Origin of the sequence: Glycomyces sp. NPDC021274 (assembly GCF_040641195.1) — a bacterium.
Taxonomy (GTDB): Bacteria; Actinomycetota; Actinomycetes; order Mycobacteriales; family Micromonosporaceae; genus Glycomyces.
The window spans coordinates 829,000-855,091 of the sequence record NZ_JBFADC010000001.1; the positions used below are offsets into that span (position 1 = coordinate 829,000).

At 71.1% G+C, this 26,092-nt stretch carries 20 protein-coding genes, 1 tRNA gene and 1 pseudogene; 10 read left to right on the forward strand and 12 right to left on the reverse strand.

The genetic code is table 11. The features are described from left to right. Nucleotides 1-67: 67 nt before the first annotated feature. The 4 genes from AB0I03_RS03780 to hppD are packed head-to-tail and all read right to left on the reverse strand — an operon-like array spanning nt 68 to nt 5,459. On the reverse strand, nt 68-1,363 hold the full coding sequence (locus tag AB0I03_RS03780) for a formimidoylglutamate deiminase (RefSeq protein ID WP_360405799.1): 1,296 nt from the start codon (nt 1,361-1,363) through the stop codon (nt 68-70). Then, nucleotides 1,357-2,592 (reverse strand): allantoate amidohydrolase, encoded by a 1,236-nt coding sequence (locus AB0I03_RS03785; protein ID WP_360405802.1) that lies wholly within the window; start codon nt 2,590-2,592, stop codon nt 1,357-1,359. The genes AB0I03_RS03780 and AB0I03_RS03785 overlap by 7 nt, the downstream gene beginning before the upstream one ends. A gap of 51 nt (nt 2,593-2,643) precedes the next feature. Continuing rightward, entirely contained in the window at nt 2,644-4,281 is a 1,638-nt protein-coding gene (gene hutU / locus AB0I03_RS03790; RefSeq protein WP_360405804.1) for a urocanate hydratase, read from the reverse strand. Between the two features lie 14 nt (nt 4,282-4,295). Continuing rightward, nucleotides 4,296-5,459: a 4-hydroxyphenylpyruvate dioxygenase gene (gene hppD / locus AB0I03_RS03795; RefSeq protein ID WP_360405969.1), complete on the reverse strand. Its 1,164-nt coding sequence runs from the start codon at nt 5,457-5,459 to the stop codon at nt 4,296-4,298. Nucleotides 5,460-5,621: 162 nt separating this feature from the next. Here hppD and AB0I03_RS03800 point away from each other — a divergent pair, with 162 nt between their 5' ends. Beyond that, nucleotides 5,622-6,104 carry an Lrp/AsnC family transcriptional regulator gene (locus AB0I03_RS03800; RefSeq protein ID WP_360405807.1) on the forward strand — a complete coding sequence of 161 codons (483 nt, stop codon included), beginning with the start codon at nt 5,622-5,624 and terminating at the stop codon, nt 6,102-6,104. A gap of 26 nt (nt 6,105-6,130) precedes the next feature. Further along, the gene (locus AB0I03_RS03805; protein WP_360405810.1) at nt 6,131-10,180 is read left to right on the forward strand and encodes a hypothetical protein; all 4,050 of its coding nucleotides are present in this window, start codon (nt 6,131-6,133) and stop codon (nt 10,178-10,180) included. Here the strand turns inward: AB0I03_RS03805 and fahA are convergent. Together fahA and AB0I03_RS03815 are read right to left on the reverse strand one after the other, a co-directional pair. Continuing rightward, nucleotides 10,161-11,384 carry a fumarylacetoacetase gene (fahA, locus tag AB0I03_RS03810; RefSeq protein ID WP_360405813.1) on the reverse strand — a complete coding sequence of 408 codons (1,224 nt, stop codon included), beginning with the start codon at nt 11,382-11,384 and terminating at the stop codon, nt 10,161-10,163. The genes AB0I03_RS03805 and fahA overlap by 20 nt on opposite strands. Beyond that, nucleotides 11,381-12,196: a hypothetical protein gene (locus AB0I03_RS03815; RefSeq protein ID WP_360405816.1), complete on the reverse strand. Its 816-nt coding sequence runs from the start codon at nt 12,194-12,196 to the stop codon at nt 11,381-11,383. Before AB0I03_RS03815 ends, fahA begins: the two co-directional genes overlap by 4 nt. A 190-nt stretch (nt 12,197-12,386) precedes the next feature. Here AB0I03_RS03815 and AB0I03_RS03820 point away from each other — a divergent pair, with 190 nt between their 5' ends. Further along, nucleotides 12,387-13,568: a homogentisate 1,2-dioxygenase domain-containing protein gene (locus AB0I03_RS03820; protein WP_360405819.1), complete on the forward strand. Its 1,182-nt coding sequence runs from the start codon at nt 12,387-12,389 to the stop codon at nt 13,566-13,568. Between the two features lie 44 nt (nt 13,569-13,612). Here the strand turns inward: AB0I03_RS03820 and AB0I03_RS03825 are convergent, their stop codons facing one another. From AB0I03_RS03825 to AB0I03_RS03835, 3 genes are all read right to left on the reverse strand, one after another. Beyond that, the gene (locus AB0I03_RS03825) at nt 13,613-14,827 is read right to left on the reverse strand and encodes an MFS transporter (protein WP_360405822.1); all 1,215 of its coding nucleotides are present in this window, start codon (nt 14,825-14,827) and stop codon (nt 13,613-13,615) included. 91 nt (nt 14,828-14,918) lie between these two features. Then, complete coding sequence (locus AB0I03_RS03830; RefSeq protein WP_360405825.1) at nt 14,919-15,443, reverse strand: NUDIX hydrolase; 525 nt, start codon at nt 15,441-15,443, stop codon at nt 14,919-14,921. A 117-nt stretch (nt 15,444-15,560) separates the two neighbouring features. Continuing rightward, the gene (locus AB0I03_RS03835; protein WP_360405828.1) at nt 15,561-16,766 is read right to left on the reverse strand and encodes a DUF418 domain-containing protein; all 1,206 of its coding nucleotides are present in this window, start codon (nt 16,764-16,766) and stop codon (nt 15,561-15,563) included. Between the two features lie 127 nt (nt 16,767-16,893). Here AB0I03_RS03835 and AB0I03_RS03840 point away from each other — a divergent pair, with 127 nt between their 5' ends. Next, nucleotides 16,894-17,634 carry a TetR/AcrR family transcriptional regulator gene (locus AB0I03_RS03840; RefSeq protein ID WP_360405831.1) on the forward strand — a complete coding sequence of 247 codons (741 nt, stop codon included), beginning with the start codon at nt 16,894-16,896 and terminating at the stop codon, nt 17,632-17,634. A 3-nt stretch (nt 17,635-17,637) separates the two neighbouring features. Here the strand turns inward: AB0I03_RS03840 and AB0I03_RS03845 are convergent, their stop codons facing one another. Then, entirely contained in the window at nt 17,638-18,528 is an 891-nt protein-coding gene (locus AB0I03_RS03845; protein WP_360405834.1) for a LysR family transcriptional regulator, read from the reverse strand. Between the two features lie 86 nt (nt 18,529-18,614). Between AB0I03_RS03845 and AB0I03_RS03850 the strand changes: the two genes are divergently transcribed. Together AB0I03_RS03850 and AB0I03_RS03855 are read left to right on the forward strand one after the other, a co-directional pair. After that, nucleotides 18,615-19,064 carry a hypothetical protein gene (locus AB0I03_RS03850; protein ID WP_360405837.1) on the forward strand — a complete coding sequence of 150 codons (450 nt, stop codon included), beginning with the start codon at nt 18,615-18,617 and terminating at the stop codon, nt 19,062-19,064. Beyond that, nucleotides 19,057-20,625 carry a multicopper oxidase family protein gene (locus AB0I03_RS03855; RefSeq protein ID WP_360405840.1) on the forward strand — a complete coding sequence of 523 codons (1,569 nt, stop codon included), beginning with the start codon at nt 19,057-19,059 and terminating at the stop codon, nt 20,623-20,625. Before AB0I03_RS03850 ends, AB0I03_RS03855 begins: the two co-directional genes overlap by 8 nt. An 87-nt stretch (nt 20,626-20,712) precedes the next feature. Here the strand turns inward: AB0I03_RS03855 and AB0I03_RS03860 are convergent, their stop codons facing one another. Beyond that, nucleotides 20,713-21,801: a hypothetical protein gene (locus AB0I03_RS03860; RefSeq protein WP_360405843.1), complete on the reverse strand. Its 1,089-nt coding sequence runs from the start codon at nt 21,799-21,801 to the stop codon at nt 20,713-20,715. A 362-nt stretch (nt 21,802-22,163) separates the two neighbouring features. Between AB0I03_RS03860 and AB0I03_RS03865 the strand changes: the two genes are divergently transcribed. Both AB0I03_RS03865 and AB0I03_RS03870 read left to right on the forward strand, forming a co-directional pair. Beyond that, entirely contained in the window at nt 22,164-22,505 is a 342-nt protein-coding gene (locus AB0I03_RS03865) for a peptidase inhibitor family I36 protein (protein WP_360405846.1), read from the forward strand. Between the two features lie 168 nt (nt 22,506-22,673). After that, nucleotides 22,674-23,315 (forward strand): annotated as a pseudogene (locus AB0I03_RS03870) (alpha-ketoglutarate-dependent dioxygenase AlkB); the annotation flags it as partial. Between the two features lie 134 nt (nt 23,316-23,449). Here AB0I03_RS03870 and AB0I03_RS03875 read toward each other — a convergent pair. Next, a tRNA-Gln gene (locus AB0I03_RS03875) sits at nt 23,450-23,524 on the reverse strand. Between the two features lie 322 nt (nt 23,525-23,846). On the opposite strand from AB0I03_RS03875, the gene AB0I03_RS03880 reads away from it, so the two are divergent. Further along, nucleotides 23,847-24,359, forward strand: a complete 513-nt coding sequence (locus tag AB0I03_RS03880) for a SigE family RNA polymerase sigma factor (protein WP_360405849.1) — start codon at nt 23,847-23,849, stop codon at nt 24,357-24,359. 19 nt (nt 24,360-24,378) lie between these two features. Beyond that, a complete protein-coding gene (locus AB0I03_RS03885; protein WP_360405852.1) occupies nt 24,379-25,896 on the forward strand; it encodes a hypothetical protein in 1,518 nt (505 codons plus the stop codon). Nucleotides 25,897-26,092: the final 196 nt, after the last annotated feature.

Consider the following 26,092-nt stretch of genomic DNA (forward strand, 5'->3'; position numbering starts at 1 on the left):
CGAGCCGACGGGAAGCCGCGCGGCTCGCCCACCCGAGGTCGGGTGCGGTGGGCCGGTACCGAGCCGGTCATGCCCACAGCCCTCCGATCGCCGCCGCGAGTTCCGCGCCCGCGTCGATGCGCAGGTGCCTGCCGCCCGCGACGATGCGGCGGCCGTCCACGATCACATCGGTGATGTCGGCGGCCGTGGCCGCGTAGACGACCCCGGACGGATCGATCCCGGCGGTGCGCGGCGTCCTCAGGTCCACCGTGACCAGGTCGGCCCGCGCCCCGACCTCGATGCGGCCCGCATCGGGCCAACCGAGGCTGTCGTGCCTGGTCATGGCGTCGAGCAGCTCGCCCGCGGTGAACCGGCCGCGCTCCTCGCTGACGAGCCGCTCGTGCATCTCCACCGCCCGCGCCTCCTCGAACATGTCCACAATGGCGTTGCTGTCCGTGCCGAGCGAGAGCCGCACGCCCGCCTCCGCGAGCGCGTGCGCCGGGCCGAGGCCGTCCGCGAGGTCGCGTTCGGTCGTCGGGCAGAAGCTCGCGGTCGTGCCCGAACGGCGCAGCAGGTCGATGTCGTGCCCCGCCAGATGCGTGGCGTGGACGGCGGTGAGGTCGGGGCCGAGGAGTCCGCAGCGTTCGAGCAGTTCCGTTGGGCTGCAGCCGTGTTCAAGGCGGCACGACTCGTTCTCGGACCGCTGCTCGGAGAGGTGCACATGGACCGGGCGGCCCTCGGTCGAGCACGCGAACGCCGCGATCGCCTCGTCCGGCACCGCCCGCACCGAATGCACCGCGCCGCCGATCACCGCGTGGCTCGGCGGGTGCAGCTTCTCGACCCGGTCGAGCCAGGCCTCCAGGCTCCCGTCGCCGAAGCGCCGCTGCGCGGGTTCGAGCGGCAGGCCGAAACCGCCTGCGAGATAAAGGGTGTCGAGCAAGGTGATCCTGATGCCCGCATCGGCGGCGGCCTGGATCAGGGCCTCGCCCATCGCGTTCGGGTCCGCGTACGGCCGCCCGCCCGGCGAGTGGTGCAGGTAGTGGAACTCCCCCACCGTCGTGATCCCGGCCAGCGCCATCTCGGCGTAGACGCCGCGCGCCAGCCGGTAGTACGAGTCCGGTTCGAGGCGCGCAGCGAGGGCGTACATGCCCTCGCGCCACGTCCAGAAGGTGCCTGTCCCCGTCTGTGTGCGCCCGCGCAGCGCCCGGTGGAACGCGTGCGAATGCGCGTTCGCGAACCCCGGAAGGGTCACGCCCGCAAGCACATCGCCCCGCCGCCTGCCCCCGGGCGTCACCTTGGCGATGCGGCCCTCCGCGACCTCGATCACCACCGCATCGGCGGGACCGCTCGGCAGCAGGGCGTGCTCGGCCCAGAAGGTCAGCACGCCAGGTCCCGCAGTACGGCCGCGAGCGCGTCGACGCCCGCGGCGCAGTCGTCGTCGCTCGCCGCCTCCCCCGGGGCATGTGAGACCCCAGTGGGGTTGCGCACGAACAGCATCGCCGTCGGCACATGCGCGGACAGGACGCCCGCGTCGTGGCCCGCCGCGGTCGGCAGGACCGGCGCGCCGCCCAGAAGCGCGGCGATGCGGTCGCGCAGAGCGGCGTCGAAGTCGACGATCGGCGTCTCCGACTCGGGGACGATCCGCACGCTCGTGCCGTCGCGGCCCGCGCGTTCGGACACTTTGGACTCGAAGCCGGTCAGGATCTCGCTGAGCACCGCGTCGTCGGGGGCCCGCGCGTCGAGCCAGGCGGTCACGGTCGCGGCGATCGCGTTGGTGGCGTTCGGCTCCACCTCGACCCTCCCCACGGTGGCCACGCCGCCGGCGAGGCGCGCCTCCTTGCGGGCGGCGAGGACGGCGAACGCGAACGTCAGCATCGGGTCGCGCCGGTCGGGCAGGCGAGTGGTCCCGGCGTGGTCGGCCTCGCCGGTGAACGTGACGCGCCAGCGGCCGTGGGGCCAGATCGCGCTGGCGACGGCCACGGCGGATTCGCCGCCGTCGAGGGCGCGGCCCTGCTCGATGTGCAGCTCGATGAACGCGGCGAGGCGTTCGAGCCGTTCGGGGTCGGGTCCGAGGAGGTCCGGTGCGGCCCCGGCCGCGCTCATGGCCTCGGCGAGCGTGATCCCGCCGGGGTCGGTGAGCGCGCGGGCGCGGTTGGGCTCGATCACGCCGGCCATGAGGCGGGAGCCGAGGCAGGGGACGCCGAAGCGTCCGCCCTCCTCCTCGGTGAACGCGGCGATGCCGATGGGCCGCTTCGGCTTCGCGCCGTCCGCTCGGAGTTGGTCGACCGCCAGGAAGGCGGCGACGATGCCGAGCGGGCCGTCGTAGGCGCCGCCGTGCGGGACGGAGTCGAAGTGGCTGCCCGTGAGGATCGCGCCCTCCGGGTGCGGGGCGTCGGGATCGACGACGAGCTCCTTTTCCGCGTCCCACCAGGCGTAGAGGTTGCCGTTGCGGTCCTCCTCGCAGCGCAGGCCGCGCCGCTCGGACTGGGCCTGGAACCAGGCGCGCAGCGCCAGGTCGGCCTCGGTCCAGGAGAACCGGACGTAGCCGCCGGTCTCGGCGCGGCCGATCGGCGCAATCTCGTTCCACAGTCGACGGAACTCGCCCGCGTCCATGTCAATCCCCGTTCACAGTTGCAGCGTCGCTCTGAGCGCAGTCGGCCGTTCTCAGGACTCCTTGGCGGGCACGCGGACACCGTGGTCCTCCGCGACCCGCTCGGCCTCCTCGTATCCGGCGTCCACGTGGCGGATGACGCCCATCGCCGGGTCGTTGGCGAGCACCCGCGCGAGCTTCTCGGCCGCGAGCGGCGTGCCGTCGGCGACCGTGACCTGCCCGGCGTGGAGGGACCGGCCGATGCCCACGCCGCCGCCGTGGTGGATCGACACCCAGCTCGCGCCCGAAGCGGTGTTGACGAGGGCGTTGAGCAGGGGCCAGTCCGCGATCGCGTCCGAGCCGTCCTTCATGCCCTCGGTCTCGCGGTAGGGGCTGGCGACCGAGCCGCAGTCGAGGTGGTCGCGGCCGATCACGATGGGGGCCTTCAGGGTTCCGTCGGCGACCATCTCGTTGAAGCGCACCCCGGCGACATCACGCTCACCGTGCCCGAGCCAGCAGATCCGGGCCGGGAGGCCCTGGAACGCGACGCGCTCGCGGGCCAGCGAGATCCAGCGGTGCAGGCTGCGGTTCTCGGGGAACAGGTCGAGCACGGCCTGGTCGGTCGCGGCGATGTCGGCCGGGTCGCCCGAGAGCGCGGCCCACCTGAAGGGGCCCTTGCCTTCGCAGAACAGCGGCCGGATGTAGGCGGGCACGAACCCGGGGAACGCGAACGCGCGCTTGAAGCCGCCTTCGAGGGCTTCGCCGCGGATCGAGTTGCCGTAGTCGAAGACCTCGGCGCCCGCGTCGAGGAAGCCGACCATGGCCTCCACGTGCTGGGCCATGGAGGCCCGGGCCCGTTCGGTGTATCCGTCCGCGTCGGCCCGCGCGAGTTCGGCCGCTTCGGTGTAGTCGACCCCGGCGGGCACATAGGACAGCGGATCGTGCGCGGAGGTCTGGTCGGTGACGATGTCGATCTCGACGCCGCGCCGCAGGAGCTCGGGGAAGATCTCGGCGGCGTTGCCGACCACGCCGATCGACTTCGCCTCGCCGTTGCGCTTGGCGGCCATGGCCTGTGCGATCGCATCGTCCAGGTCGACGGCAACGGTGTCCAGGTAGCGGGTGCGCACGCGCCGTTCGAGCCGCTCGGGGTCGACCTCCACGATCAGGCACACGCCGTCGTTCATCGTGACGGCGAGCGGCTGCGCGCCGCCCATCCCGCCGCAGCCGGCCGTCAGTGTGAGCGTCCCTTTGAGACTCCCACTGAAGCGCTTCTCCGCGACCGCGGCGAACGTCTCGTACGTGCCCTGGAGGATGCCCTGCGTGCCGATGTAGATCCACGAGCCGGCCGTCATCTGCCCGTACATGGTCAGACCCAGCGATTCGAGGCGGCGGAACTCGGGCCAGGTCGCCCAGTCGGGCACCAGGTTCGAGTTCGCGATGAGCACGCGCGGCGCCCACTCGTGGGTGCGCATCACGCCGACCGCCCGGCCGCTCTGGACCAGCAGCGTCTCGTCCGCCTCCAAGGTGAGGAGGGTCCGCAGGATCGCCTTCAGGTCGTCGCGGCTGCGCGCGGCCTTGCCGGTGCCGCCGTAGACCACCAGGTCGTCGGGGCGCTCGGCCACCTCCGGATCGAGGTTGTTCTGGAGCATCCGGTACGCCGCCTCGGCCTGCCAGGTCTTGCAGTGCAGGTCAGGGCCGTGTGGTGCGTGCATTCGTGCGCCCCCTGTCACAGGTTGCCGCGCTTGGCCTGCTCCTTCTCCAAGGCCTCGAACAGGGCCTTGAAGTTGCCCTTGCCGAAGCTGAGCGAGCCGTGCCGCTCGATGATCTCGTAGAACATTGTCGGCCGATCCTGTTGCGGCTTGGTGAAGATCTGGAGCATATAGCCGTCCTCGTCCCGGTCCACCAGGACGCGCCGCGCCTGCAGCTCCTCGATCGGCACCCGCACCTCGCCGATGCGCCTCCGCAACTCAGGGTCCTCGTAGTAGGCGTCGGGGGCCTCCAGGAACTCGACGCCGCGCTCGCGCATCGCGTCGACTGCGGCGATGATGTCGCTGGTCGCGAGCGCGATGTGCTGGACGCCGGGGCCGCCGTAGAACTCCAGGTACTCGTCGATCTGGGACTTCTTCTTGCCCTCGGCGGGCTCGTTGATCGGGAACTTGATCTTGCGGCTGCCGTTGGCGACGACCTTGCTCATGAGCGCGGAGTACTCGGTGGCGATCGCGTCGTCGACGAACTCGACGATGTTGGTGAATCCCATGACCCGCTCGTAGTAGCGGACCCATTCGCGCATCTTGCCGAGCTCGACATTGCCGACCACGTGGTCGATGGCCTGGAAGAACCGCTTCCGCGGCGGCGCGACCATGGGCTCGGCGGCGACGAAGCCCGGCAGGAACGGGCCGTCGTACTTCGACCGGTCGATGAGGACGTTCCGGGTCTCGCCGTAGGTGCCTATGACGGCGCGGCGGACGGTGCCGTGATCGTCGGTGAGGTCGTGCGGTTCCTCGATCGCGATGGCGCCCTGCTCGATCGCGTGCTTGTAGTTCGCGTCCACATCGGGCACTTCGAGCGCGACTTCGATGACGCCGTCGCCGTGGGCCGCGTAGTGCCGCGTCGCCTCGGCGTCGGCGGTGACGCCGCCGGCGAGGACGAAGACGACGCCGCCGGACTTCAGCGCGAACTCGGCGTGCTCGCGGTAGCCCTGCTCGGGGCCGCGGTAGGCGAACAGGGTCATGCCGAACGCGGTGGAGTAGTAGTGGGCGGCCTGGCGCGCGTTGCCGACGTAGTAGCGGACGTGGTCCCAGCCCTTGATCGGGAAGGCGTCCTCGCGGATGTCGTGCTCTACGGCGCCGACAAGATCGGCATCACTGGGGCGGTTGGCAGTGTCGACCATGGCGGCCTCCTCGTCCTCAGAGCTCATTTCCGGCTCGCAAGCATCGCCGGGGTGGTCGGTCTCCCTGATCATTGTTCAGATTCTGGGACAGGGCAAGCAGTCGCCGAAATACTGATCAACTTGCGCAAATCTTGCACCTGGTACTCGCTTACACTGGTCGATATGACCACTGAAACGGGAATCGACGCGCTCGATGCACGGCTCATCGAACTCCTGGAGGCCGAGCCGCGCATCGGCGTGCTCGAGTGCTCGCGGCGGCTCGGGGTGGCGCGCGGGACGGTGCAGGCGCGGCTCGACAAGCTGACGCAGCGGGCGGTGGTCCGGGACTTCGGGCCGCGGGTCGAGCCCGCGGCCCTCGGGTATCCGGTGACGGCGTTCGTGACGCTGGAGCTGCGGCAGGCGGTCGGGCACGAGCACATGGCGCAGCGGCTCGCGAAGATCCCCGAAGTGCTTGAGGCGCATACGGTCACGGGCCAGGGCGACATGCTGTGCCGGATCGTGGCGCGCACCAACGCCGAGCTCCAGGGCGTGATCGACCGGGTGCTGGCGAGCGAAGGGGTCCAGCGCGCCACCACGGTGATCGCCCTGGCCGAGCAGATCCCGTACCGGACCCTGCCGCTCGTCAAGCAGGCCGCGAAACCCTAGGCACCGGTTTCGTACGATTGGCAACCATGACCGCCACCCCTCCGCCCGAACGTCCGAACCCGCTCGCCGACGAACTCGATCTCCTTCTGGCCGACGCCATGTGGGCGTACGAATCCCGGCAGGACATCAGCGTCCTCAAAGGACTCACGGAGCAGCTGCGGGCCGAGATCGGCGACCCCGCAGTGGCGCGTGCCGCCAGTCTCCTGCAGTGGGGTCGCCCCTCGGAATTCGAGGACGAGGACCTGGACTGGGACGACTGGGCCAAGGCTCAGGTCGAACTGGCCGCCGTCCTCCTCGAAGCGGACGTGACCGCTGCGGCCGACCTCCAGGGCCGGGCCGCGGCGCTCAGACGGCTCGCCGATCTGCGGGGCCAAGGCGGATCGGCGCGGAAGGCCGTCGCCGTCCTCATCGACCTCGCCGACGTCCAGACCCAGATCGCGGCGGCCGATCCCGCTGCCGGGCTGCCGGACCTCGCCGACACGTTCACGAGACTCGCCAAGGCCTGCCGCCGGGCCGGCGGGGACGGCGACGACACCGAGCAGGCCCGGTACCAGGGCGATGCCGCCCGATACCAGCTGCGCGCCGCGGAAATGCACTGCGCGCTCATCGGCAGCGGCGGCGAAGACCAGCGCGCCGAGGCCCTCGGCGCCACCTGGTTCGCGGCGGAACTCGTCGAGGAAGCCGACGGCGCCGCCGCAGCGGTACCGGTCTCAGCGGCAGCGCTGCGGCTCGCGGAGCGGCACGCCGCCGAACTCGAACCCCCGCAGCGACTCCAGCGGATCGACGTCGCACTGGCGACCCACGCCTCCAGGCTGGCACGCGCCGACCTCCGGGACACGGCGCTGCGCTGCTCCCAGCAGCGCCTCAACCTCTACGAATGGCCCGGAGGCGTCCACTACGACGCCGAACGGCACGCCAGGGCCCTCCAGGCCCATGCCGTCCTGCTCCGCGATGCCGGGTTCCCCGAGACCGCGATCCCGGTGCTCGAGCGGGCCGCGGACACCGCTCTCGCAGCAGTGCCCAAGGCCGCGCAGCCGTCGACTCAGCTCGACCAGGCGCTCCGGCTCGTCACAGCACTGCGCGAGGCGCACGAAGCCGCCGGGGAGTCCGAGGCGGCACTGCGCCAATCCGAGCGGGCCGTCGACCTCCACAGGCAGGTGTTCGAGCTCATCCCGAAGCTGCACAGGGCCAGGCAGTTCCGCAGCGCCGTCGAAGCCCACCAGGCCCGCCTCGCCGAGCACGGCCGCGACGACGACCCGGTCGGCTTCGCCCACATCATCATCGCCGTCTTCGAGCGGATCGAAGGGCAGTCGAACACCGCGCTCGCCGAACTCCTCTGCGCCAAGCTGTGCGAACTCGACGACCGCGGCCACTACTCGGCGGCGCTCGCCCTCGGCGACCGCGAAGTGCCACTCCGCGAGGCGATCGCGCAGGCCGCACCTGAAGCGCCGCAACCGGAGCTGGCGCGCGCCCTGGTCAACCGGGGCCTCATGTACAGCCGCCTCGGACGTCACTCCGAGGCCGTGCCGGACTTCGTCCGCGCCGTCGCACTCCACGAGGCGGTCGTCGCCGCGGCGAGCGACGGCGCGGACCGCAAGGTCGTGAAACTCTCCGAAGCGCTCTACGACCACGCTTCATCGCTCGAATGCATCGGCGAGTACCGCCAGGCGCAGGCGGCCATCGAACGCTGCATCGCGCTGCGCGAAGCGCTCGCCGAGACCGACCCGGACGAGCACCTCCGCCGCCTGGCCTCGGCCCAGAACCTGCTCGCCAACATCCAGCACGAACACCGCGAGTTCACCGCCTCCCTCGCCGCCCGCGACCGCGCCGAGAGGATCTACGAAAGCCTCCTCGACACCGACCCCGGCACCGCCTGGAACCTCGCCCTCGTCCGGTCGGGCCGGGCCGCGACCTACGTCAACGCGCACCGGGACCGGGAAGCCCTCGAGACGGGCCGGGCAGCGGCGGCGGCATACGAGGAGCTGTACGCCGAAGACCCGACCCGGGCCCGCCCCGACTTCGCCCGGACCCTCCGCAACCTGTGCATCACACTCGGCAACCTCGGACTGCTCGACGAAGCGGCGCGCACCGCCGAGCGCGCGCTGGTCATCCAGGAGGCGGCCCACCGCGAAACCGCGGAAGGCACACCGGGCTCCCTGGCGGACGCACTCGACCGGTACTCGCTGGCACTCGCCGAGATCGGCCGGACCGCAGAGGCCGTCGCACACGCCGAACGCGCCTGTGAACTCGTCGAAGGGCTCCTGGCGACCGACCGCCGGGTGCACCTCGCCGACGCGGTCCGCATCCTCGGCAACACCGCCGGCACGCTCGCCGACGATGATAAGAACGACGAAGCGCTCGCCGTCTCCCGCAGAGCGCTCGGACTCGCGAGGGAACTGACCGCCGCCGGGGACCCGGACGGCCCCAGGTACCTCACCACGTGCCTGCTCAACCACGGCAACCGACTCAGCGCCCACGGCCTCAGCGAGGAGGCCCTCGCCATCGCGGAGGAAGGCGTCGAACTCGCCGAACGCGTCCCCGCCGGACCCGGCGCCGCCTGCACGCTCGCCAAGGCGCGCATCAACCTCGGCCGCCGTCTCGACGCCCTCGGAAGGACCGACGCGGCGATCGAGGTCACCGACAAGGCCATCGCCCTGCTCGAAGCGTCGCCCGAATCGGAACACGACCTGGAGGTGCTGGACACCCTGGCCACCGCCTACGGGAACCAGGCGCAGTCCTTCGCCGACACGCGACGAGCGGAGGAGGCCGAAGCCGCCGGCCGCCGGGCCGTCGCGCTCCAAGAGCGGCGGGCGGCGCTCGGACACCGGCCCACCGTCCTTCCCGACCTGCGCAACAAGGTCTCCTGGCACGCCTTCCGCCTCGGCGACCTCGACCGGCACGCCGAGGCGGTCGAGCAGGCCGAGTACGCGCTGGAGCTGAGCCGCGAGATCGACGACCCCGAGGACATCACCAACCGCGAACTCGACCTCGCGGGCCTCCTCCAGGACCTGGCGCTGCCGCTTGCCGACGACGGCGACCCCATGGGCGCCTTCGCGGCGAATCAGCGGTCCATGGCACTGGTGCGGTCCGCGTACGCGCGCCGGCCGGAGACCGACGAACGGCAGCGGTGCGGGGCGCTCCTCGACTGGACCTGGGCACTGACCCTCGTCGGTCGGGTGAACGAGGCCCTGCAGGCGTCCTTCGAGACGGTCGAGGCGGTCGAGCGGCGCTACGGCGGCGAACCGGAGTGCAATTACTGGCAGGCACTCGCACTGGACAACGTCGCGACCTCGCTCGGCGCGGTCGGCCGGACCGCGGAGGCCCTCGACTGGCAGCGGCGCGCCACCACCGCATGGCGAACGCGCCTCGCGGACAAGGACACGCCCGGACGCCGCGCCGATCTGGCCTGGTCGCTGCGGTACGAGGCCCAGTGGATGAGCGGCACCGGGGCCGATCCGCAAGCGACCGCGGCAGTGTCCGCGAGCGCCGTCGACCTGTACCGCGAAGCCGTCGAAGCGGTTCCCGACCAGCGCGGCGACGCCGCGATCGCGCTGAGCGAGCATGCCGTGAACCTCGAGGCCGCAGCCGTGCTGCAGGAAGCGGTAGCAGCAGCCGAAGGGGCCGTGGGCGCGCTCGAAGCGCTCGCTGAGACCGAGCCGGACAAACGCCCGCACCTCGCGCAGGCGTTGCGCAACCAGGCCCGGGTCCACGCGAGGGCGGGGTTCGAGGACGCGTTCGCGATCGCACTCCGCTCGGTGGACCTCTGGTCGGAGCTCTTCGCACTCGTGCCGCGGGCCTACGGGTTCGAACTCGGGGAGACGCTCAGCGCTGCGGCTGCGATCGGCCTGCGAAACGACCCGAACGAGGCGGTGCCGCTCGCCGAGCGTGCCGTGGCGCTGCTGGAGGCGGCTGAGCGGGAGGAACCGGGAGCCTACGCCTCCCGCCTCGACCGGGCGAGGTCCACGCTGCAGGCGTGCCGGGCCGCGACCTCAGTGTCCACATCGGTCGGTGCCCGGCATCCTCGGCAGGACGCGCCCGCGGCGCGTGCCAGGGAGCTCAGGACGAGGCGGGCGTGATGGTCCCTTCCACTTCGCCCAGGCCGATGGCCGCGCCGTCGGCACCGGGGGCGGTGGCCGTGATCAGGACCGTGTCGCCGTCCTCCAGGAACTGGCGGCTCTCGCCTTCGCCGACCGCGACCGGTTCCTTCCCGCCCCAGGTCAGCTCGAGGAACGAGCCGCGCTGGTCCGGTTCGGGCCCGGACACGGTGCCGGAGGCGTAGAGGTCGCCGGTGCGCAGCGAGGCGCCGTTCACCGTCATGTGGGCGAGCATCTGCGCCGGGGTCCAGTACATGCCTTTGAAGGGCGGGCGCGAGACCTCGGTCCCGTTCCAGCGCACGGACATCCGGAGGTCGTAGCCGAATCGCTCGGTCTCCTGCAGGTACTCCAGCGGGGCCGGGTCCTGCACGGGTGCGGCGGTCTTCGCGCCGGCCAGCGCGTCGAGCGGGGTGACCCAGTGCCCGATCGAGGTCGCGAAGGACTTGCCGAGGAACGGCCCGAGCGGCACGTACTCCCAGGCCTGGATGTCGCGCGCGGACCAGTCGTTGACGAGGACGACGCCGAACACATGCTCGGCGAAGTCGTCCGCGCTGACCGGGGCGCCGAGTTCGGTGCCGACGCCCACGACGAAGCCGACCTCGGCCTCGATGTCGAGGCGCGCACTCGGACCGAACTCCAGGGAGGCGTCCTTCGGCTTGCGCTGGCCGCGCGGGCGCACGATCGGGGTCCCCGAGGGGACGACCGTGCCGGCGCGGCCGTGGTAGCCGACCGGGAGGTGCTTCCAGTTGGGCAGCAATGGTTCCGAGTCGGGGCGGAAGAGCCGGCCGAGGTTCGTGGCGTGGTCTTCGGAGGCGTAGAAGTCCACATAGTCCGCTACCGCGAAGGGCAGGTGCATGTGCGCCTTGGCGACCGGGGTGAGGAGGGTCGCGGACTGGTCCTGGAAGCGGCGGTCGCTCAGGAGCTCGGTGAGCTGGTGGCGCACGAGGCGCCACGCGGGCGGGCCCATCGCCATGAAGCCGTTGAGGTGGTGCTCGTGGAACGCGGGCCGGATCCAGGGCAGGAAGAACGTGCCGGTCGCGAGCCCGCGGAGGTCGAGCACCTGGTCGCCGATGCGGACGCCGATGCGCGGGGCGGGGTCCTTCGTGGTGGAGAAGACGCCGTACGGGAGGTGGTGGAGGCCGAACGGGCCGCCGTCGGCCCCTTCGACCCAGCTGGAGGCGGTCATGCGCTGTCCTTTTCGCTGAGGGTCCCTCGGTGCAGGAGGCCGAGTTCGGTGAGGTCGTGGAGGGGTTCGTCGATGCTGCAGGAGCCGTAGCCGGTCCACAGGGCGCGCGGGCGGTCGAGGACGCGGCGGGCGCGGGAGGCGAGGTCGGCGGCATCCGTGCCGGCCAGTGTCGCGGCGAGGTCGTCAGTGCGGGCGCCGTCGAATGCTTCGGCGGCGGCGACCAGGACGTTCAGGAACCCGTGGTGGTCGAACCCGGTGGCGGGGTCGCGGTGGCGCACGGCCTGGTGGAGCCCGGCGGTGAGCTTGAACTGGAGCCCGCGCAGGCGGCAGCCGCTGATGGCGGCGGCGAGGGTCTCGGGTGCGGGGAAGAACTCGGCGGCGAGGCCGCCGGTGCGGAACTTCGGGGTGAAGCCGGTGGCCCGCACGGCGTCGAGGGCGTCGTCGCCGAAGGGCAGCTCGGCGAAGACCGGCTTGCCCCAGGAGGGCGCGAACTTGACTAGGTGGTCGAGGGCGTGCCGCGACTCGTAGTGCAGGACGGTGACCTGCGGCGGGAGTGCGGCGACGTCGCCTGCGACCTGTTCGAGGTCGCCGTCGACGATGACGCCGATGCGCAGTTCGCCCCGTCCCAGGTTCCGGGCGAGTTCGGCGAGCCGCGACTGGGGTACCAGCAGCGGGCCGACCATGGCCTCGAACCAGGACTGGCGGTACCCGCGGTGGGCGGGGACGGCCGCTTGCATGGGCGCGTTTCCTGGTGGGAAGAGCGCCGCGTCGTCGATGAGGCCCCGCAGCATCGCGGGTATCGGTCCAACCATGCTGCCGAGCCTAGGCGGTGCCCGCGGCCCGGGTCCAGCGCTCCGCGCAGCTCATGCGCGAATGGGCCCGAGTCGCGCGCGGGTGCGCGCGGACCTCTCGAAATCGAACGGCCGGAAGGTTATCCTCGGGGCATAACCGCCGCGGAGCGGGCGTCACCCTCGCCGGCCCGCGCACGACAAAGGAGTCGACGTGCCGTTCTACCGTTCCGTCGGGCAGATCCCCGACAAGCGACACACGCAGTTCCGCCAGGGCGACGGGAGCCTGTACTCCGAGGAGCTGATGGGCCAGGAGGGGTTCTCCTCGGACTCCTCGCTGCTGTACCACCGCTTCCGGCCGACCGCGATCTCCTCCAGCAGCGAGCACCGGCCCGAGCGGGCCGAGCCGGTCGCGAACCACCCCCTCAAGCCCCGCCACTTCCGCACCCACAAGCTCGACGGCGCGGGCGACGCGGTCTTCGGCCGCAACCACCTTCTGTCCAATGCGGACTGCCGCATTTCGTACGCAGTCGCCGACAAGCCTTCCCCGTTGTATCGCAATGCGATCGGGGACGAGTGCATCTATGTGGAGTCCGGTGCGGCGAGGGTCGAGACCTCGTTCGGCGCGATCGACATCGGCCAGGGCGACTACCTGATCATGCCGATGTCCACGATCTACCGGATCGTCCCGACCGGCAGCGAGGCGCTGCGGACGCTCGTCGTCGAGTCCACGGGCCACATCACCCCGCCGAAGCGCTACCTCTCGGTGCGGGGCCAGTTCCTGGAGCACTCCCCGTACTGCGAGCGCGACCTGCGCAGCCCCGAGGAGCCGCTGCTCGTCGAGGGCGAGGACGTGGACGTGTACGTGCAGCACCGGGGGCGCGGCAGTGCGACGCTCTGGACGAAGTTCACGTACGCCCACCACCCGTTCGACGTGGTCGGCTGGGACGGCTGCCTCTACCCGTGGGTGTTCTCGATCCACGACTTCGAGCCGATCACCGGCCGCATCCACCAGCCCCCGCCCGCGCACCAGGTCTTCCAGGGGCCGAACTTCGTCATCTGCAACTTCGTGCCGCGCAAAGTGGACTACCACCCGGACGCGATCCCGGTGCCGTACAACCACCACAACGTCGACTCCGACGAGGTGATGTTCTACTGCGGCGGCAACTACGAGGCCCGGCGCGGCTCCGGCATCGAGCAGGGCTCGATCTCCCTGCACCCCTCGGGCTTCACGCACGGCCCCCAGCCGGGCGCCGCCGAGCGCTCCATCGGCGCCGACTACTTCGACGAGCTCGCCGTCATGGTCGACACCTTCCGGCCCCTCGAACTCTGCGAACCCGCCCTCGACGTGGAGGACACGAACTACGCCTGGACGTGGAACCGCGACCCGGCCTGATACGGCGAAGCGCCGGTCGGCCCCCGGGCGGACCGGCGCGGAGGTCAGCCCTTCGGATCGGGCCAGGGGACCCGTTTCGCGTAGTGCGCGTAGGCGACCAGTGCCGCAGCCGCGGCGACGAGGCCGCCGAGCGTCATGACCGCGGCGGGCGAGGAGCGGTCGACGACGAGGCCTCCGGCGAGCGCCCCCATGGCGATGGTGGCCTGGAACGAGGCGGTGAACAGCACCGATGAGCCCTCAATGGACTGCGGCGCGGACTTGGCGAACCAGGTCTGGGAGCAGACCGGCACACCGCCGTACGCGATCCCCCAGAGCGTGAGGAGCACGATCGCGCCGAGGAGGCCGCGGCCGAGGACGGGCAGCAGCAGCGTGCTCGCCGCGATCGCGGTCGCCACCAAGGCGAACGTGGCCCGCGGATACCGGGATACGGCTGCGCCGCAGAGGAAGTTGCCGAGCATCCCGGCCGCGCCGTAGACGAGCAGGACGACGGTGACCGTGGTCGGGTCCGCGACGGTGACGTCCTCCAGGAACGGCGTGACGTACGTGTACGCGCCGAAGTGAGCGGCGACGATGAGGAACGTCATCGCCAGCGCGAACCGCGTGCCGGTGCCGCGAAGCATGGTCCCCAGCTCGGACAGGCGCGTCGGCCGCTCGGGCGGGAGCTTCGGAACGGTGAGGACCAGTGCCGCGAGGACCGCGGTGCTCAGGACGCCCATGACGACGAACGCGGTGCGCCAGCCGGCGACCTCGCCGATGAAGGTGCCCGCCGGGACCCCGAGCACCGACCCGAGCGGCACGGAGGAGAAGATCACCGCCGTCGCCCGGCCGACCGATGCGGGCGGCACGAGGCGGCCCGCCAGGCCGGCCCCGATCGACCAGAAGCCGCCGATGGTGACGCCGACGAGCACCCTGGAGGCGAGCAGCAGCCAGTAGTCCGTGGCCGCGGCGGCGAGGAAGTTGGCGGCCGCCAGCAGCAGGATGAGGGCGCAGAGCATCGCGCGGCGGTCGAAGCGGGCGGTCGTGACGGTCACGAGCGGGGCGGCGATCGCGGCCAGGAGCCCCGGCATGGTCATCATCAGCCCGGCCATGCCGTCGGAGATGTCGAAGCTCGCGCCGATGGAGGTAAGCAGGCCTATCGGCAGGATCTCGGTGGTGACGATGGCGAAGATGCCCGTCATCACCGAGACCACCGCCGGCCACGGGGTGAGGGTCGGGCGCTGCGCCGGCGCGGTGGTGCGGGGCGGGGCGGTGGTGTGCATGAACGTGCGTCCTGTCCTGGTGGCTGGAAGTGCGTGCGTTCCAGCTCATCAGGTGCCGCATCGGGATGCTGGCAGGTTTGCGACGTCAACCCTAGTAGAGGCGTGCGGCCAGGTCCGTGCTGTCGAGGTCGGTGGTGGGACGCCATTCCGCGGCGTGGACTTCTTCGAGCCGGGGGGTGAGTTCGGGGTCGTCGCAGTCGAAGCGGTAGCGGATGTCGTAATGCCAGTGGGCGCCTTCGGCTTTGCGCGGGTTGGCGGGGATGGCGTGCACGTCGATGTGGACCGGGACCGGGTCGGCGAGGGTGAGGGCCGCGGGGTCGATGCCGGTCTCCTCCACCGCTTCCCGCAAGGCGGCCAGCGGCAGGGACTCGTCGGCGGGTTCGACGTGGCCGCCGGGCTGGAGCCAGCGGTCGAGGGACTTGTGGTGGATGAGCAGGACCTCGCCGACTCGGTTGACGAGGATCGCCGAGGCCGTCACGTGGCCGGGCATCGTCGAGCGGTCGAATGCCTCAGGGCCGTTGAGCGCGAGGATCGGCGCGACGGCCTCGAAGTCCTCGGGCCAGCGGACCAGGTAGGCGGAGAGCTGGTCCTTGAGGTGGGCGATCGTGATGGGCACCGACGTATTCTGCCAGCGCGCGAATCCGGCGATGCGCTCGGCCAGTCGACCGCGAGCACGGTCGTGCCGATCGCTCGGGGCCCGCCGGTCGTCGGCGGGCCCCGGATCATCCAGTGCTCAGCGCTTGCGGCCGTAGGTGAGTCGGCGCAGCAGCGTCTCGGCCGGGCCGCGGTAGCCGCGGCGGTGGGCCAGGTAGGCGGCCCACACGGTCAGCGCCCATACGGCGAGCGCGCAGACCTGCGAGACCAGGAGCGGGCTGCCGACGCGGTCGTCCAGGCCGAGAAAGAACGGTGTGGCCAGGACCAGCCAGGCCACGGACTGGAGCAGGTAGCCGCTCAGCGACCGCTGCCCCAGGGCGCTGACCGCGGTCACGAGGGTGCCGGCGGGCTTGCGGGTGAGGACGTGGGCGAGGAGACCGAAGACCGCCGCGTACCCGATGCCGCCGAAGAAGCCCGAGGTCTCGTACAGGAGCTTCATCGCCGCGGCCGTGCCCTCGTCGGCGTTGATGAAACCACCGCTGAGCAGCGCGAACGGCATTCCAGCGGCGACGGCGACCGCGAGGCCGCCGAAGGCGGTCCAGCGCAGCAGCGGCAGGTGCCGCTCGGGCTCTTCGAGGAAGCGGCGGCGGCCCGCCCAGGCGCCGACCCAGACCATGAGGATCATCGGCAGCAGGGTCGCGGTGTGCACCGGCCACTCGGCGAGGCGCTCCGTGACCGAGGCGAGGTAGGACGGCGCTTCGACGGAGAGGAAGGGCGACACGGGGATTGCGGCGTCACCGGTCTGGAATCCCGTCGCCAGCAAGAGCGCGAGGACGAGCACGTACAGGCCGCCGACGGCGAGGTACCAGGGCGCGAAGCGGTAGACCTTGTCCGTGCGCTGCAGCATCAGGATCGTGAAGACGACGCCGATGAGCCCGTACGCGCCCAGGAAGTCGCCGGAGTAGAGCAGCACGCCGTGGGCGATGCCGAAGAGGAACAGCCATCCGTTGCGGCGCAGCAGGACCCGCCGCACCTGGCCGGGGGTCGCTCCCGCTTGCGCCTGGCGGCGGGCGAGCTGCACGAGGCCGTAGCCGAACATGATCGCGAACAGCGGGAACGCCCGCGCGTGGATGAACTCCACCATGAAGAAGTTGTAGAAGCGCTCGAACCCGTGCGGGTCCGTCTCGACGCCGGGCGCGCTGGCGAGGAAGTAGCCGGCGCTGTTGGCGAGCGCGATGAACAGGAGCATCGCGCCGCGTGCGAGGTCGGGCGCGAGGGCCCTTTCGGTGGGGCGCACCGGGCCGCGGCGGATGCGCGGTTCGGCGGGGGCGAGCTGAGCGGTCATGTCGATCCTTCGGGGTGCTCGGTCGAACAATTAATATCTCTAGGATACTATACTAGAGATATTAATAGCATGTGCGATGATGCTTCCGCAAGCGGGGCAGCGAAGGGACGGGGGGTGACCGCAGCGCATGGATGAGGCAGCAGTGCCGGATGAGCTGGCGAGACTGTGGCGGATCACATCGGAGTCCCGCCTCGGGCGGCCCGCGAAACTCGACGTCGGCCAGGTTGTGGACGCGGCCGTCGCACTGGCCGACCGCGAAGGCCTCGCGGCGGCGACCCTCCCGAGGGTCGCCGAATCCCTCGGCGTCACCAAGATGTCCCTCTACCGGCACGTCGGCTCCAAGGACGAGCTCCTGGCCCTCATGCAGGACGCCGCGACCGGACCGGTTCCGTCCTCATTGGATGACACAGGCCCGTGGCGCGAGCGGTTGCGGCTGTGGGCGGTCGAGCAGCTCGCCGGCTTCGACCGGCACCCGTGGCTGGTGACCGAACCGGTGGCGGGACCACCGCGCGGCCCCAACCTGATCGCCTGGTTCGACGCGGGCCTGCGCACGCTCCGGCCCACCGGCCTCGACTGGGGCGCCAAAGTGGGCGTCGTGATGCTCGTGAGCAGCTTCGTGCGCAGCCATGCCCAACTGACGCAAGGGCTCGCGGCCGGCCGCGCCGACACCGGCGAGGACCAGGCGGCGGCCGAGCAGGCCTACGGCCGCGCCATGGCGTCCCTGGTCTCCCCCGAGCGGTTCCCGGACGCGGCGGCGCTGTTCGCCTCGGCCACCTTCGAGGACACCGGCGCCGACTCCGCCCAGCACGACTTCGACTTCGGCCTGGACCTCATCCTCGACGGCGTCGCCGCCGCGGTCGAAGGCTAGCCCCTACGCGTTGGTGAAGCCCTGATCCCAGTCCCAGTCCATGATCTGCGCGCGCATGAGGCGCGCCGCCGCGGGGAGCCGCTCGTCGCTCGCCCAGTGCAGGCTGAGCGTGCGGTTGCAGTGCGGGTGGTCGATGCCGACCCAGGCCACGCCCGGGTCGGGCATGGCGAAGCGGGCGATCTGCGGGAAGACGCTCAACCCCAGACCCGCGCTGACCAGCGTGTACGTGGCGGCCGGCTCGTCGATCTCGCAGACGATGCGCGGCTTGAGGTTGCGGTCGGCGAACAGCCAGTCGAGGAGGCGCCGCTGCCACTGGCCGGGCCGGGTGATCACGAACGGTTCCGCTGCAAGGTCCTCGATCGTCACCTGCGGTGCGGCGGCGAGCCGGTGGTCGCGGGGCGTGGCCAGCCAGACCCGGTCGACGTGCACGACCACGGAGGTGAGGCGCGGAGCGCTCACCGGCTGCGACGCCAGGCAGAGGTCGACCTCGTTGGCGCGCAGCGCCTGCTCCATCTCCTGCGGCGCCATCTGGTGCAGCCGCACGTCGACCTCCGGATGCGCGGCCTTGAACGCCGCGACCGGACCGGTGAGCGGCAGGAACGTCTCCGACGCGAGCCGCACGCTGCCCGCGCCGCCGCTCACGGCCTCCGCGACTGCGCGGCGGCCGGCCTCGAGCTCGCCGAGCGCGCGTTCGACGTAGTCGCGGAAAACGGCACCGGTCGCGTTGAGCCGCAAGCGGCCCGCGCGGTCGAACAGCGGCGTGCCGAGCTCGGCCTCCAGGCGGGCGATGGTGCGGCTGAGCGCGGGCTGGGCGACGCGGAGCTCGGCCGCGGCGCGGCTGAGGTGCTCCTCACGTGCCACGGTGAGGAACTGGTGCAGGGCGTTCAGGTCCATTGACGTCCTCTCATGCCGCTAGCGTTATAACACCATAGCGATATTGGTCTTTGATGACTTAACTGAGCGGTCATATCGTCGGGGGCGTGGAACGACAATTGACCCTCGCCGGGGACGACGCCCCGCCCGAATCTCCCGAGCGCACTGCCGCCAGCGGCTGGGTGCTGCGCGCGGCGGCGACCCTCCTCCTCATCGGCGGCTTCGGCCAGCCCGCGTTCGCGGGCGTGTACCTGAGCGGCGAGTTCGACGGCCTCACCTGGCATGTGCTGGGCGCGGACCTGGTGTCCTACCTCAGCATCGCGCAGCTCGGCGCGGCCGTCGCGGTCTGGATCCGGGTGCGCCGGGCCTGGCCGTTCTGGTCCGCGCTCGCGCTCACGACCGGCGTGTTCGCGCAGTACCTCGCAGGCATGGAGGGCGCGCTCTGGCTCCACCTGCCGCTCGGCGTCGCGCTCATCGCCGGGATCGCCGTCACGTTCGCGGCGCTGTGGATGCGCCCGCTGCCCCGCCGCGTGAAGGCGGTGCGGACCGATGCCTGAGGACGTGTCACGACGCCGCCTGCTCGGCATCGGCGCGGGACTCGGTGCCGCCGCGGTCGGCGGCGTGGCCCTCTCGGCCGCCTGGGCCCGCCGCCCCGCCGCCACCGGCGATCAGCTGGTGAGCGAAGTGCCACTGCCCCAGCCGTTCTCGGTGCCCCTGCCGATCCCCGCGGTCCTCGCGCCCGTCGCGTCCACCGCCGAGGGCGACCGGTACGAGATGGTGCAGATCGAGACCGAGGCCGAGATCCTCCCCGGCCACAGCACTCGACTGTGGACGTACAACGGCACCTTCCCCGGGCCCACCATCGAATCGCGGCGGGGCCGCCATGTCACCGTGGCGCACCGCAACGAACTCCCGGTACCCACGGTCGTGCACCTCCACGGCGGGCGCACCCCGGCCGCCTCGGACGGCTACCCGACCGACCTCGTCCTCCCCGAAGGCTGGACCGGCACCGCCTCCCACCACGGCATGGCCGACGACCACGCCGTCGTCACGAACCTGCAGCGCGAGTACGGCTTCCCGCTCGACCAGCGCGCCGCCATGCTCTGGTACCACGACCACCGCATGGACTTCACCGCCCCGGCGATCTGGCGCGGCCTCGCCGGCCTCCACGTCGTCCGCGACGACATCGAGGACGCCCTCGACCTGCCCCGCGGCGACCGCGAGCTCCCGCTGATGATCGCCGACCGCGCCTTCGACGCGGACGGGCAGCTCGCCTACCCCTCCCTCGACCCGAGCCTGACCGGCGAGATCGGCGTCGAGGAGCCCTACACGGCGGGCGTCCTCGGCGACGTGATCCTCGTGAACGGCGCGCCCTGGCCCGTGCACGAGGTCGACGCCGGGCTGTACCGCCTCCGGATCCTCAACGCCTCCAACGCGAGGCATTACGAACTCGAAGCCGCCACAGAGGACGGAAGGCGTCTCCCCCTCGTCCAGATCGGGGCCGACCAGGGCCTCCTCGCGGCCCCGGTCCACCACGAGCGCCTGCCGATCGCGCCCGCTGAACGCTACGACCTCCTGCTCGACTTCGGCGGCCTTCCGATCGGCACGAACGTGCGTCTCGCGAACCGCCTCGGCTCCGGCCGCGCCGCCGAGGTCATGCAGTTCCATGTGGTCCGCGAGGGCACGAGCACTCCGATCCCGGAAACGCTCGCCGACGACCTCCCGGAATGGGACCGCTCGGAGGCGGTCGCGGTGCGCGACATGGCGTTCCGCGCCGGCCGCATGAACGGCCGCCACGGGTGGGTCATCGACGGCCTCCCGTTCGACCCGAACCGCACCGATGTCACCACCCGCCTCGGCGACATCGAGGTCTGGCGCCTCATCGCCGACGTGCACCACCCGGTCCACCTGCACCTCGTCGGCTTCCGCGTCCTCTCCCGCGGCACCGGCGATCCACTCCCCCACGACGCCGGCCTCAAGGACACCATCGCCCTGCGGCCCGGCGAATCCGCCGAGATCATCACCCGCTTCGACGGCTACAAGGGCCGCTACCTCTTCCACTGCCACAACGCCGAACACGAGGACATGGGCATGATGGCCAACCTCGAGGTGACCTGAGACCCCGCTACGGCAGCGGGCGGGGTACCGGCACCGCGGGCGCATACCGCCCCGTCGTGCTCGACACTCCGCCCGCTGCTGTGCGACCTATGCGCAGGTCCAGGTGACGGCATTCGTGAGCGGCTGCTCGTCCGCGTCGTAGACACCGGTGAAGACGTCCCCGGCGAGCAGCTTGCCGCTGGAGCTGATGGCGACGACGTTGTCGCGGTAGGTGTTCTCGGCCGGGGCGAGCAGGCCCGGCAGCTTCACGACCGTCTTGCCGGTCTGATACGCCGCGCTCGAGCCGCCTCGGACATGGCTGGCGGTGGTGCCCTTGTCGCTGACCGCCACCCAGTCACCGAGTTTGACGACCTGGGCGGTGCCGGTGGCGAGGTTCCAGCGGACGCCGCCGTAGCCGACGCCCGGGGCGCTCAGCCAGCCGGAGGCCCAGTCGCCCTTGATGTCCGTGACCTCACCGCTGGCACTGGCGGGATCGACGCCCGCGGGCATCGGCAGGTAGTCGCCGGTGCCGTCGGTGCGCCACACGTACGGCTTGGCAGGGCCGGAGTTGTCGCGCTCGACCTTGACGTGGCCGACGATGGTGCCGTCGTTGCCGATGCCGGTGGCGATGCCCCACTCGTTGCCCGCGGGCAACGCCAGGTCGACCGGGCCGGACCCGTCGGCCGGCCAGACGACCGGAACGGTGCTGCCCTCGTGGTCGCGGCTGCCGACGATGTCGCCCTTCGCGTTGATCGCGTAGGCCGAGCCGCCTTCCTCGCTGGGCAGTTCGCTCAGTTCGCCGTCGCGCCAGACGAACGGCACGTAATCCGGGGAGATGAACGACCAGCCCACGCCGACCCCTGCGGCGTTGACGTCCTGGATCGTGGCGTACTCGTTGAGCATCGGCACTTCGGTGACGTCGCCGTCGGCGTACAGGAACTGCTGCGGTCCAGGGCCGTCCGCGCCGGGCGATTCGGCGACGTACGCGATGACGGAGCCGTTGTTGCTCATGCCCGTCACACGTGTGGACTGATATCCCTCGGGGATCGGCAGGGTCGCCATGACGCAGCTCTGCTGTGCCTCGGCACCGGTTTCGGCGGCCGCGGCGAACTGGACCGGGAGCACCGTCGCAGCGGCGACGGCCCCGACCGCGGCCGTGCACGCGAGAGCCCTCCGGGCCCCGAACGTTCGCCTCATGTTGTTCTGCATCTGTTCCCCATCGTCCTGCGGATTCGGATCGGGAACGAACCGGCGATTCGCGCCCAGCGCCACTGTGTCCGAAAGCAGCGCGCCTTTCAAGGCGGAACACCGGCAGGACACCGGCAGGAAGCCCTCGGTGCCCGCACGCGAACGGCTCAGGGCAGGCGGGCCCGATGACAACTGTCGGGTACCCGACACTATCCGTCCCCGCCGCGCGTGAATCGCGAGCAGCCACCCCCCCGAAAGAGTGAACCCGGTCCCAGAAATGACCACGCCGCGTATCTTTTTCATGACCGCAAGTAGCGGCTCAAGGTAGAGATGCCCCGCCGAAACGGCGGGAGCGAAAGGAGCACCACATCATGCGCAAGCGCATCATGGCGAGCGTCGCCGCAGGTTTCTTCATGGTCGCGGCCCTGGCCGCGCCGGCCTCCGCCGGCTGGGACCACGACCACGACGGCCCGCACGACTGCCCCCGTCACGCGGTCTGCTTCTGGGAGAAGCACCACTTCAAGGGCGACATGTCCGTGAAGTGGAACGACGATCACCACTGCCACAAGGCGCCTGACCACCGGATCGGTTCGGTCGTCAACAACTCCCACAGCAAGGTCAAGCTGTACAAGGACAAGCACTGCAAGAAGCTGACCGAGGTCGTCTACGCCCACGACTGGGACAAGCACGTGCACGCGAAGAGCTGGAAGTAGCGCACTTCTTCTCCGCACAGCGGCCCCGCTTCGATTGAAGCGGGGCCCTGAACGTGCCGGCACCCGAAACCGCGCCCCGGCCCCGGCGGTGCAGCCTCTGCCACGTCGGTCCTGACCCCACCCCGTCGTTCGGCGGCGATGTCGGCGTCCCCGGTTAGGCTCGGAGGTATGGACGGCGAGCTGTTCCCGAGGGACCGTACCGAGGTCGCCCCGGGTGCGGTGCTGCTGCCGGACTGGCTCGACGAGCAGGCGCAGCGCGAGCTGGTCGCGGCATGCCGCGAATGGGCCCGGCCCCCGGCCGGCATGCGCACCATACGCACTCCGGGCGGCGGCGTCATGTCCGCCAAGGTGGTCGCCCTCGGGTGGCACTGGCGCCCCTACTACTTCTCGAAGACGGCCGACGACGGTTCGCCGGTGAAGCCGTTCCCGCCCGAGCTCGGCGCGATCGCCCGGCGGGCGATCGCGGACGCCTTCGGCAGTGCGCGGGGCGACGCCCTCGAATACGACATGGCGCTGCTCAACTATTACGACGCCAAGGCGCACATGGGCATGCACCAGGACAAGGACGAGCTCTCGAAGGCCCCGGTCATATCCCTCAGCCTGGGCGACACGTGCGTCTTCCGCTTCGGGAACACCGAATCGCGCTCGCGGCCCTACACCGACCTTGAACTGCACAGCGGGGACCTGTTCGTGTTCGGCGGCCCCTCACGCTTCGCATTCCACGGCGTACCGCGCATCCTGCCCGGCACCGCCCCCCGATCGCTCGGCCTCACCGGCCGCCTCAACCTGACCCTGCGCGCGACCGGCCTCACCTCGGCGGGGAGACCGAGCACTCGCGGTACGCAACTCGCCGACTGGGACGAGCCCTTAGTGCGCCTTCCGAAGTGCGAAAACAAAGAACACCAGGTCGGATGCGCCGACCTGGTGTTCGCAAAAGAACGTTTTGGCTGGGGTACCTGGACTCGAACCAAGAACAACGGAACCAGAAACCGCCGTGTTGCCAATTACACCATACCCCAATGGTGTCTTAGCGCCTCAAATCTGCAGGCGCCGACGAGAGACAACTGTACCGGATGCGCTCGCGCCCCCACAAACGGGTTCCTGTGACGGGGACAACGTGTCGGTAAGGGCGCGGGACGTGCGGTTTCAGGCTGGGGCGGGGGCGGGAGCAGGGGGAGGCTCCGGCGGAGGCCGGTGCACAGGTGGGGCAGGGCCGGCGCGGATCACCCTCGACGCCGGGCAACCGGGCGGCCCGCCAGGGCGTACTAGGCGTGTCGGGCCACGCCGAATCCACCACACCGCGGCCGGTCCGGCCCCTACCCGTCACCTGAAAGAGGCCCCGTGAAGACCGAGGAGCAACAAGAGGCCGAGTTCCGATCCTTCGCCATCGCCCAGCGCGAGAGCCTGCGCAGGTACGCGTACCTGCTGTGCGGGGACTGGTTCGAGGCCGACGACATCGTGCAGAAGGCGCTCACGAAGATGTTCGCGGCGTGGCGGCGCATCGAGCCGGGCGGCGCCTCGGCGTACGTCCGCAAGATCGTCACGAACGTCTACATCTCCCATCGGCGCCTCGCCTGGGTCCGCCGTGAGCGGACCAGTTCTGAACTGCCCGTTCAGGAAATCGACCGTCCACAAGAGGCTGTGGACGTGCGGATGGAACTGGTGGCGGCATTGAACCTGCTGCCCGCCAGGCAACGCGCGACGCTCGTACTCCGCTATTGGGAGCAACTGTCCGTCGAAGAGACCGCGACCGCCATGAGCTGTTCGACGGGGACCGTGAAGAGCCAGTCCGCCAAGGGCCTGCGCAAGCTGAAAGAGCTCCTCAACGATTCCCCTGTCCTGGCCCGGGTCTAGCGGAAGGAAGCGAATAGCGATGAACCTGCAAGACGATCCGAGGGCGATGTTCCGCACCGTCCTGCCCGATGCCCCTCCCCCGCCACGGGAACTCGACCTCGACCAGATCGTGCGCGACGGCTACCGTGCCCGGCGCCGCCACCAGATGGCGATCGGCGGGGCCGCCACCACCGGTGTCGCCGCCGTCGCCGCCGTGCTCGCCCTGACCGTGGTCGGCCTCCCCGACGGGACCGCGGACCCGGCCGAGGACCCCTCGGTCGCGGCCCCGCCCCCGGCCGAGGAGGCCCCCCAGGACCCCGCGATGTCCGGCTACCCGTACGCCGAGGACGACCAGTTCGGCACGGACGCCGAGCGGACCACCCTGCACGAAGGGGCGATGGCGGCGTTCCAGCCGCTGCTCGACCAGGTCGGGGTCGAACTGACCGACGACGTGCCGCTCGAATTCAACACCAACCAGACCGCCGGCAACTACGGCCAGACCTGGCTGCGCAGCTACACCACCGGCGCGTCGAACGACGAGGGGGACGGGGGCGACGAGGACGTGGTCCTGCGCGTCGAGGCCCTGCTGCCCGGCGGTTGGACGGCCGAGCCCGGGCCGGTCACCGAGCAGCTGTTCCCGCAGCACGTCATCAGCGCCAGCGGCAGCCCCTGGTATCAGGACGCGGACTGGACCGACCCGCTGGAGACCACCGATCTCGATGGCGGCCGCACCCTCACCACCGTGAACCACGAGTGCGCGTTCGAAGCCCTGGTGACGTACCCCAACGGGAGCGGCCTGCACGCCTCCTGGGACATGGGCTGCGGCGAGGCGAGCTCGGAGTACGAGATCGGCATGGAGGAGTTCGCCGCCGCGATGGCGGCGATGCCCGAAGTGGACTACGACACGAGTGAGCTGAGCCCGGTCGGCGAGCTGATCGAGGTGCCGACCGGCTGGCTCCACGACCCGGAGTGGGAGGCCGCGTCGATGGAGCCCGCCGAAGCGTCGATCAGTGCGGCGCGCGACTCGCTCCGGGAGATGCTGCCGGGCGCCACGCTCGACGGGGCCTACGCGGGCTACATGGGCAACCCGGGCCGCGGCTCGGTCGTGCACCGCGCGTACAGCTCCACGGGATCCCTGCCGTTCTCGACGACGATCGACGGAACGGTCGACGACGTCACGATCCAGTTCAACTACACGCTGCCCGGCGGCTGGCTGCCGGGCATCACCGAAGGCCGCGGCCCGGAGCTGGCGACCTGCCAGTCCGGCTTCACCTGCGAGACGTCCACCGACGACGACGGGACCCTCTGGGCCGTCGAGTCCTACGATCTGCTCATGGAGCCCTCCGAGGAGGACGTGGCGGCCGGGATGGACTTCGAGCCGTACACCGAGCACCAGCTGGAGATCACCCGGTTCGACCCGGACGGCTGGGCCGTCTCGATCTGGGTGCAGTGGCAGGACGATTCCGCGCTGAACGCCGAGCTGATCACCGACATCCTGCGCGCGATGCCCGCTCCGGAGTACGACCCCACGGAGACGCCCGAGATCCCGGCGAACTAGCGGTGCCCGAGCGGCCCCGGTGCGCCGGGGCCGCTCGAGCACCGCAGCACTGCAACGCGATCGGATACGACGAGGCGCGGGGCCCCCACCCAGGGGGGGGGCCCCCCCCGCCCCCCGCCCCGCGGGGCGCGGGGGGCCGCCCCGCCCGAAACCCCGCCACCAACACAACCCCACAGGGGGGGGGGGGCGCAGGCGG

Excerpts from the sequence above, each read along its gene's own strand:
- AB0I03_RS03885 (WP_360405852.1), top strand. The coding sequence starts at position 24,379 with ATGAACCTGCAAGACGATCCGAGGGCGATGTTCCGCACCGTCCTGCCC.
- AB0I03_RS03835 (WP_360405828.1), bottom strand. The coding sequence starts at position 16,766 with ATGACCGCTCAGCTCGCCCCCGCCGAACCGCGCATCCGCCGCGGCCCG.
- AB0I03_RS03815 (WP_360405816.1), bottom strand. The coding sequence starts at position 12,196 with ATGGTTGGACCGATACCCGCGATGCTGCGGGGCCTCATCGACGACGCG.
- AB0I03_RS03860 (WP_360405843.1), bottom strand. The coding sequence starts at position 21,801 with ATGAGGCGAACGTTCGGGGCCCGGAGGGCTCTCGCGTGCACGGCCGCG.
- fahA (WP_360405813.1), bottom strand. The coding sequence starts at position 11,384 with ATGACCGCCTCCAGCTGGGTCGAAGGGGCCGACGGCGGCCCGTTCGGC.
- AB0I03_RS03800 (WP_360405807.1), top strand. The coding sequence starts at position 5,622 with ATGACCACTGAAACGGGAATCGACGCGCTCGATGCACGGCTCATCGAA.
- AB0I03_RS03825 (WP_360405822.1), bottom strand. The coding sequence starts at position 14,827 with ATGCACACCACCGCCCCGCCCCGCACCACCGCGCCGGCGCAGCGCCCG.
- AB0I03_RS03855 (WP_360405840.1), top strand. The coding sequence starts at position 19,057 with ATGCCTGAGGACGTGTCACGACGCCGCCTGCTCGGCATCGGCGCGGGA.
- AB0I03_RS03845 (WP_360405834.1), bottom strand. The coding sequence starts at position 18,528 with ATGGACCTGAACGCCCTGCACCAGTTCCTCACCGTGGCACGTGAGGAG.
- hutU (WP_360405804.1), bottom strand. The coding sequence starts at position 4,281 with ATGCACGCACCACACGGCCCTGACCTGCACTGCAAGACCTGGCAGGCC.
- AB0I03_RS03840 (WP_360405831.1), top strand. The coding sequence starts at position 16,894 with ATGGATGAGGCAGCAGTGCCGGATGAGCTGGCGAGACTGTGGCGGATC.
- hppD (WP_360405969.1), bottom strand. The coding sequence starts at position 5,459 with ATGGTCGACACTGCCAACCGCCCCAGTGATGCCGATCTTGTCGGCGCC.
- AB0I03_RS03785 (WP_360405802.1), bottom strand. The coding sequence starts at position 2,592 with ATGGACGCGGGCGAGTTCCGTCGACTGTGGAACGAGATTGCGCCGATC.
- AB0I03_RS03805 (WP_360405810.1), top strand. The coding sequence starts at position 6,131 with ATGACCGCCACCCCTCCGCCCGAACGTCCGAACCCGCTCGCCGACGAA.
- AB0I03_RS03865 (WP_360405846.1), top strand. The coding sequence starts at position 22,164 with ATGCGCAAGCGCATCATGGCGAGCGTCGCCGCAGGTTTCTTCATGGTC.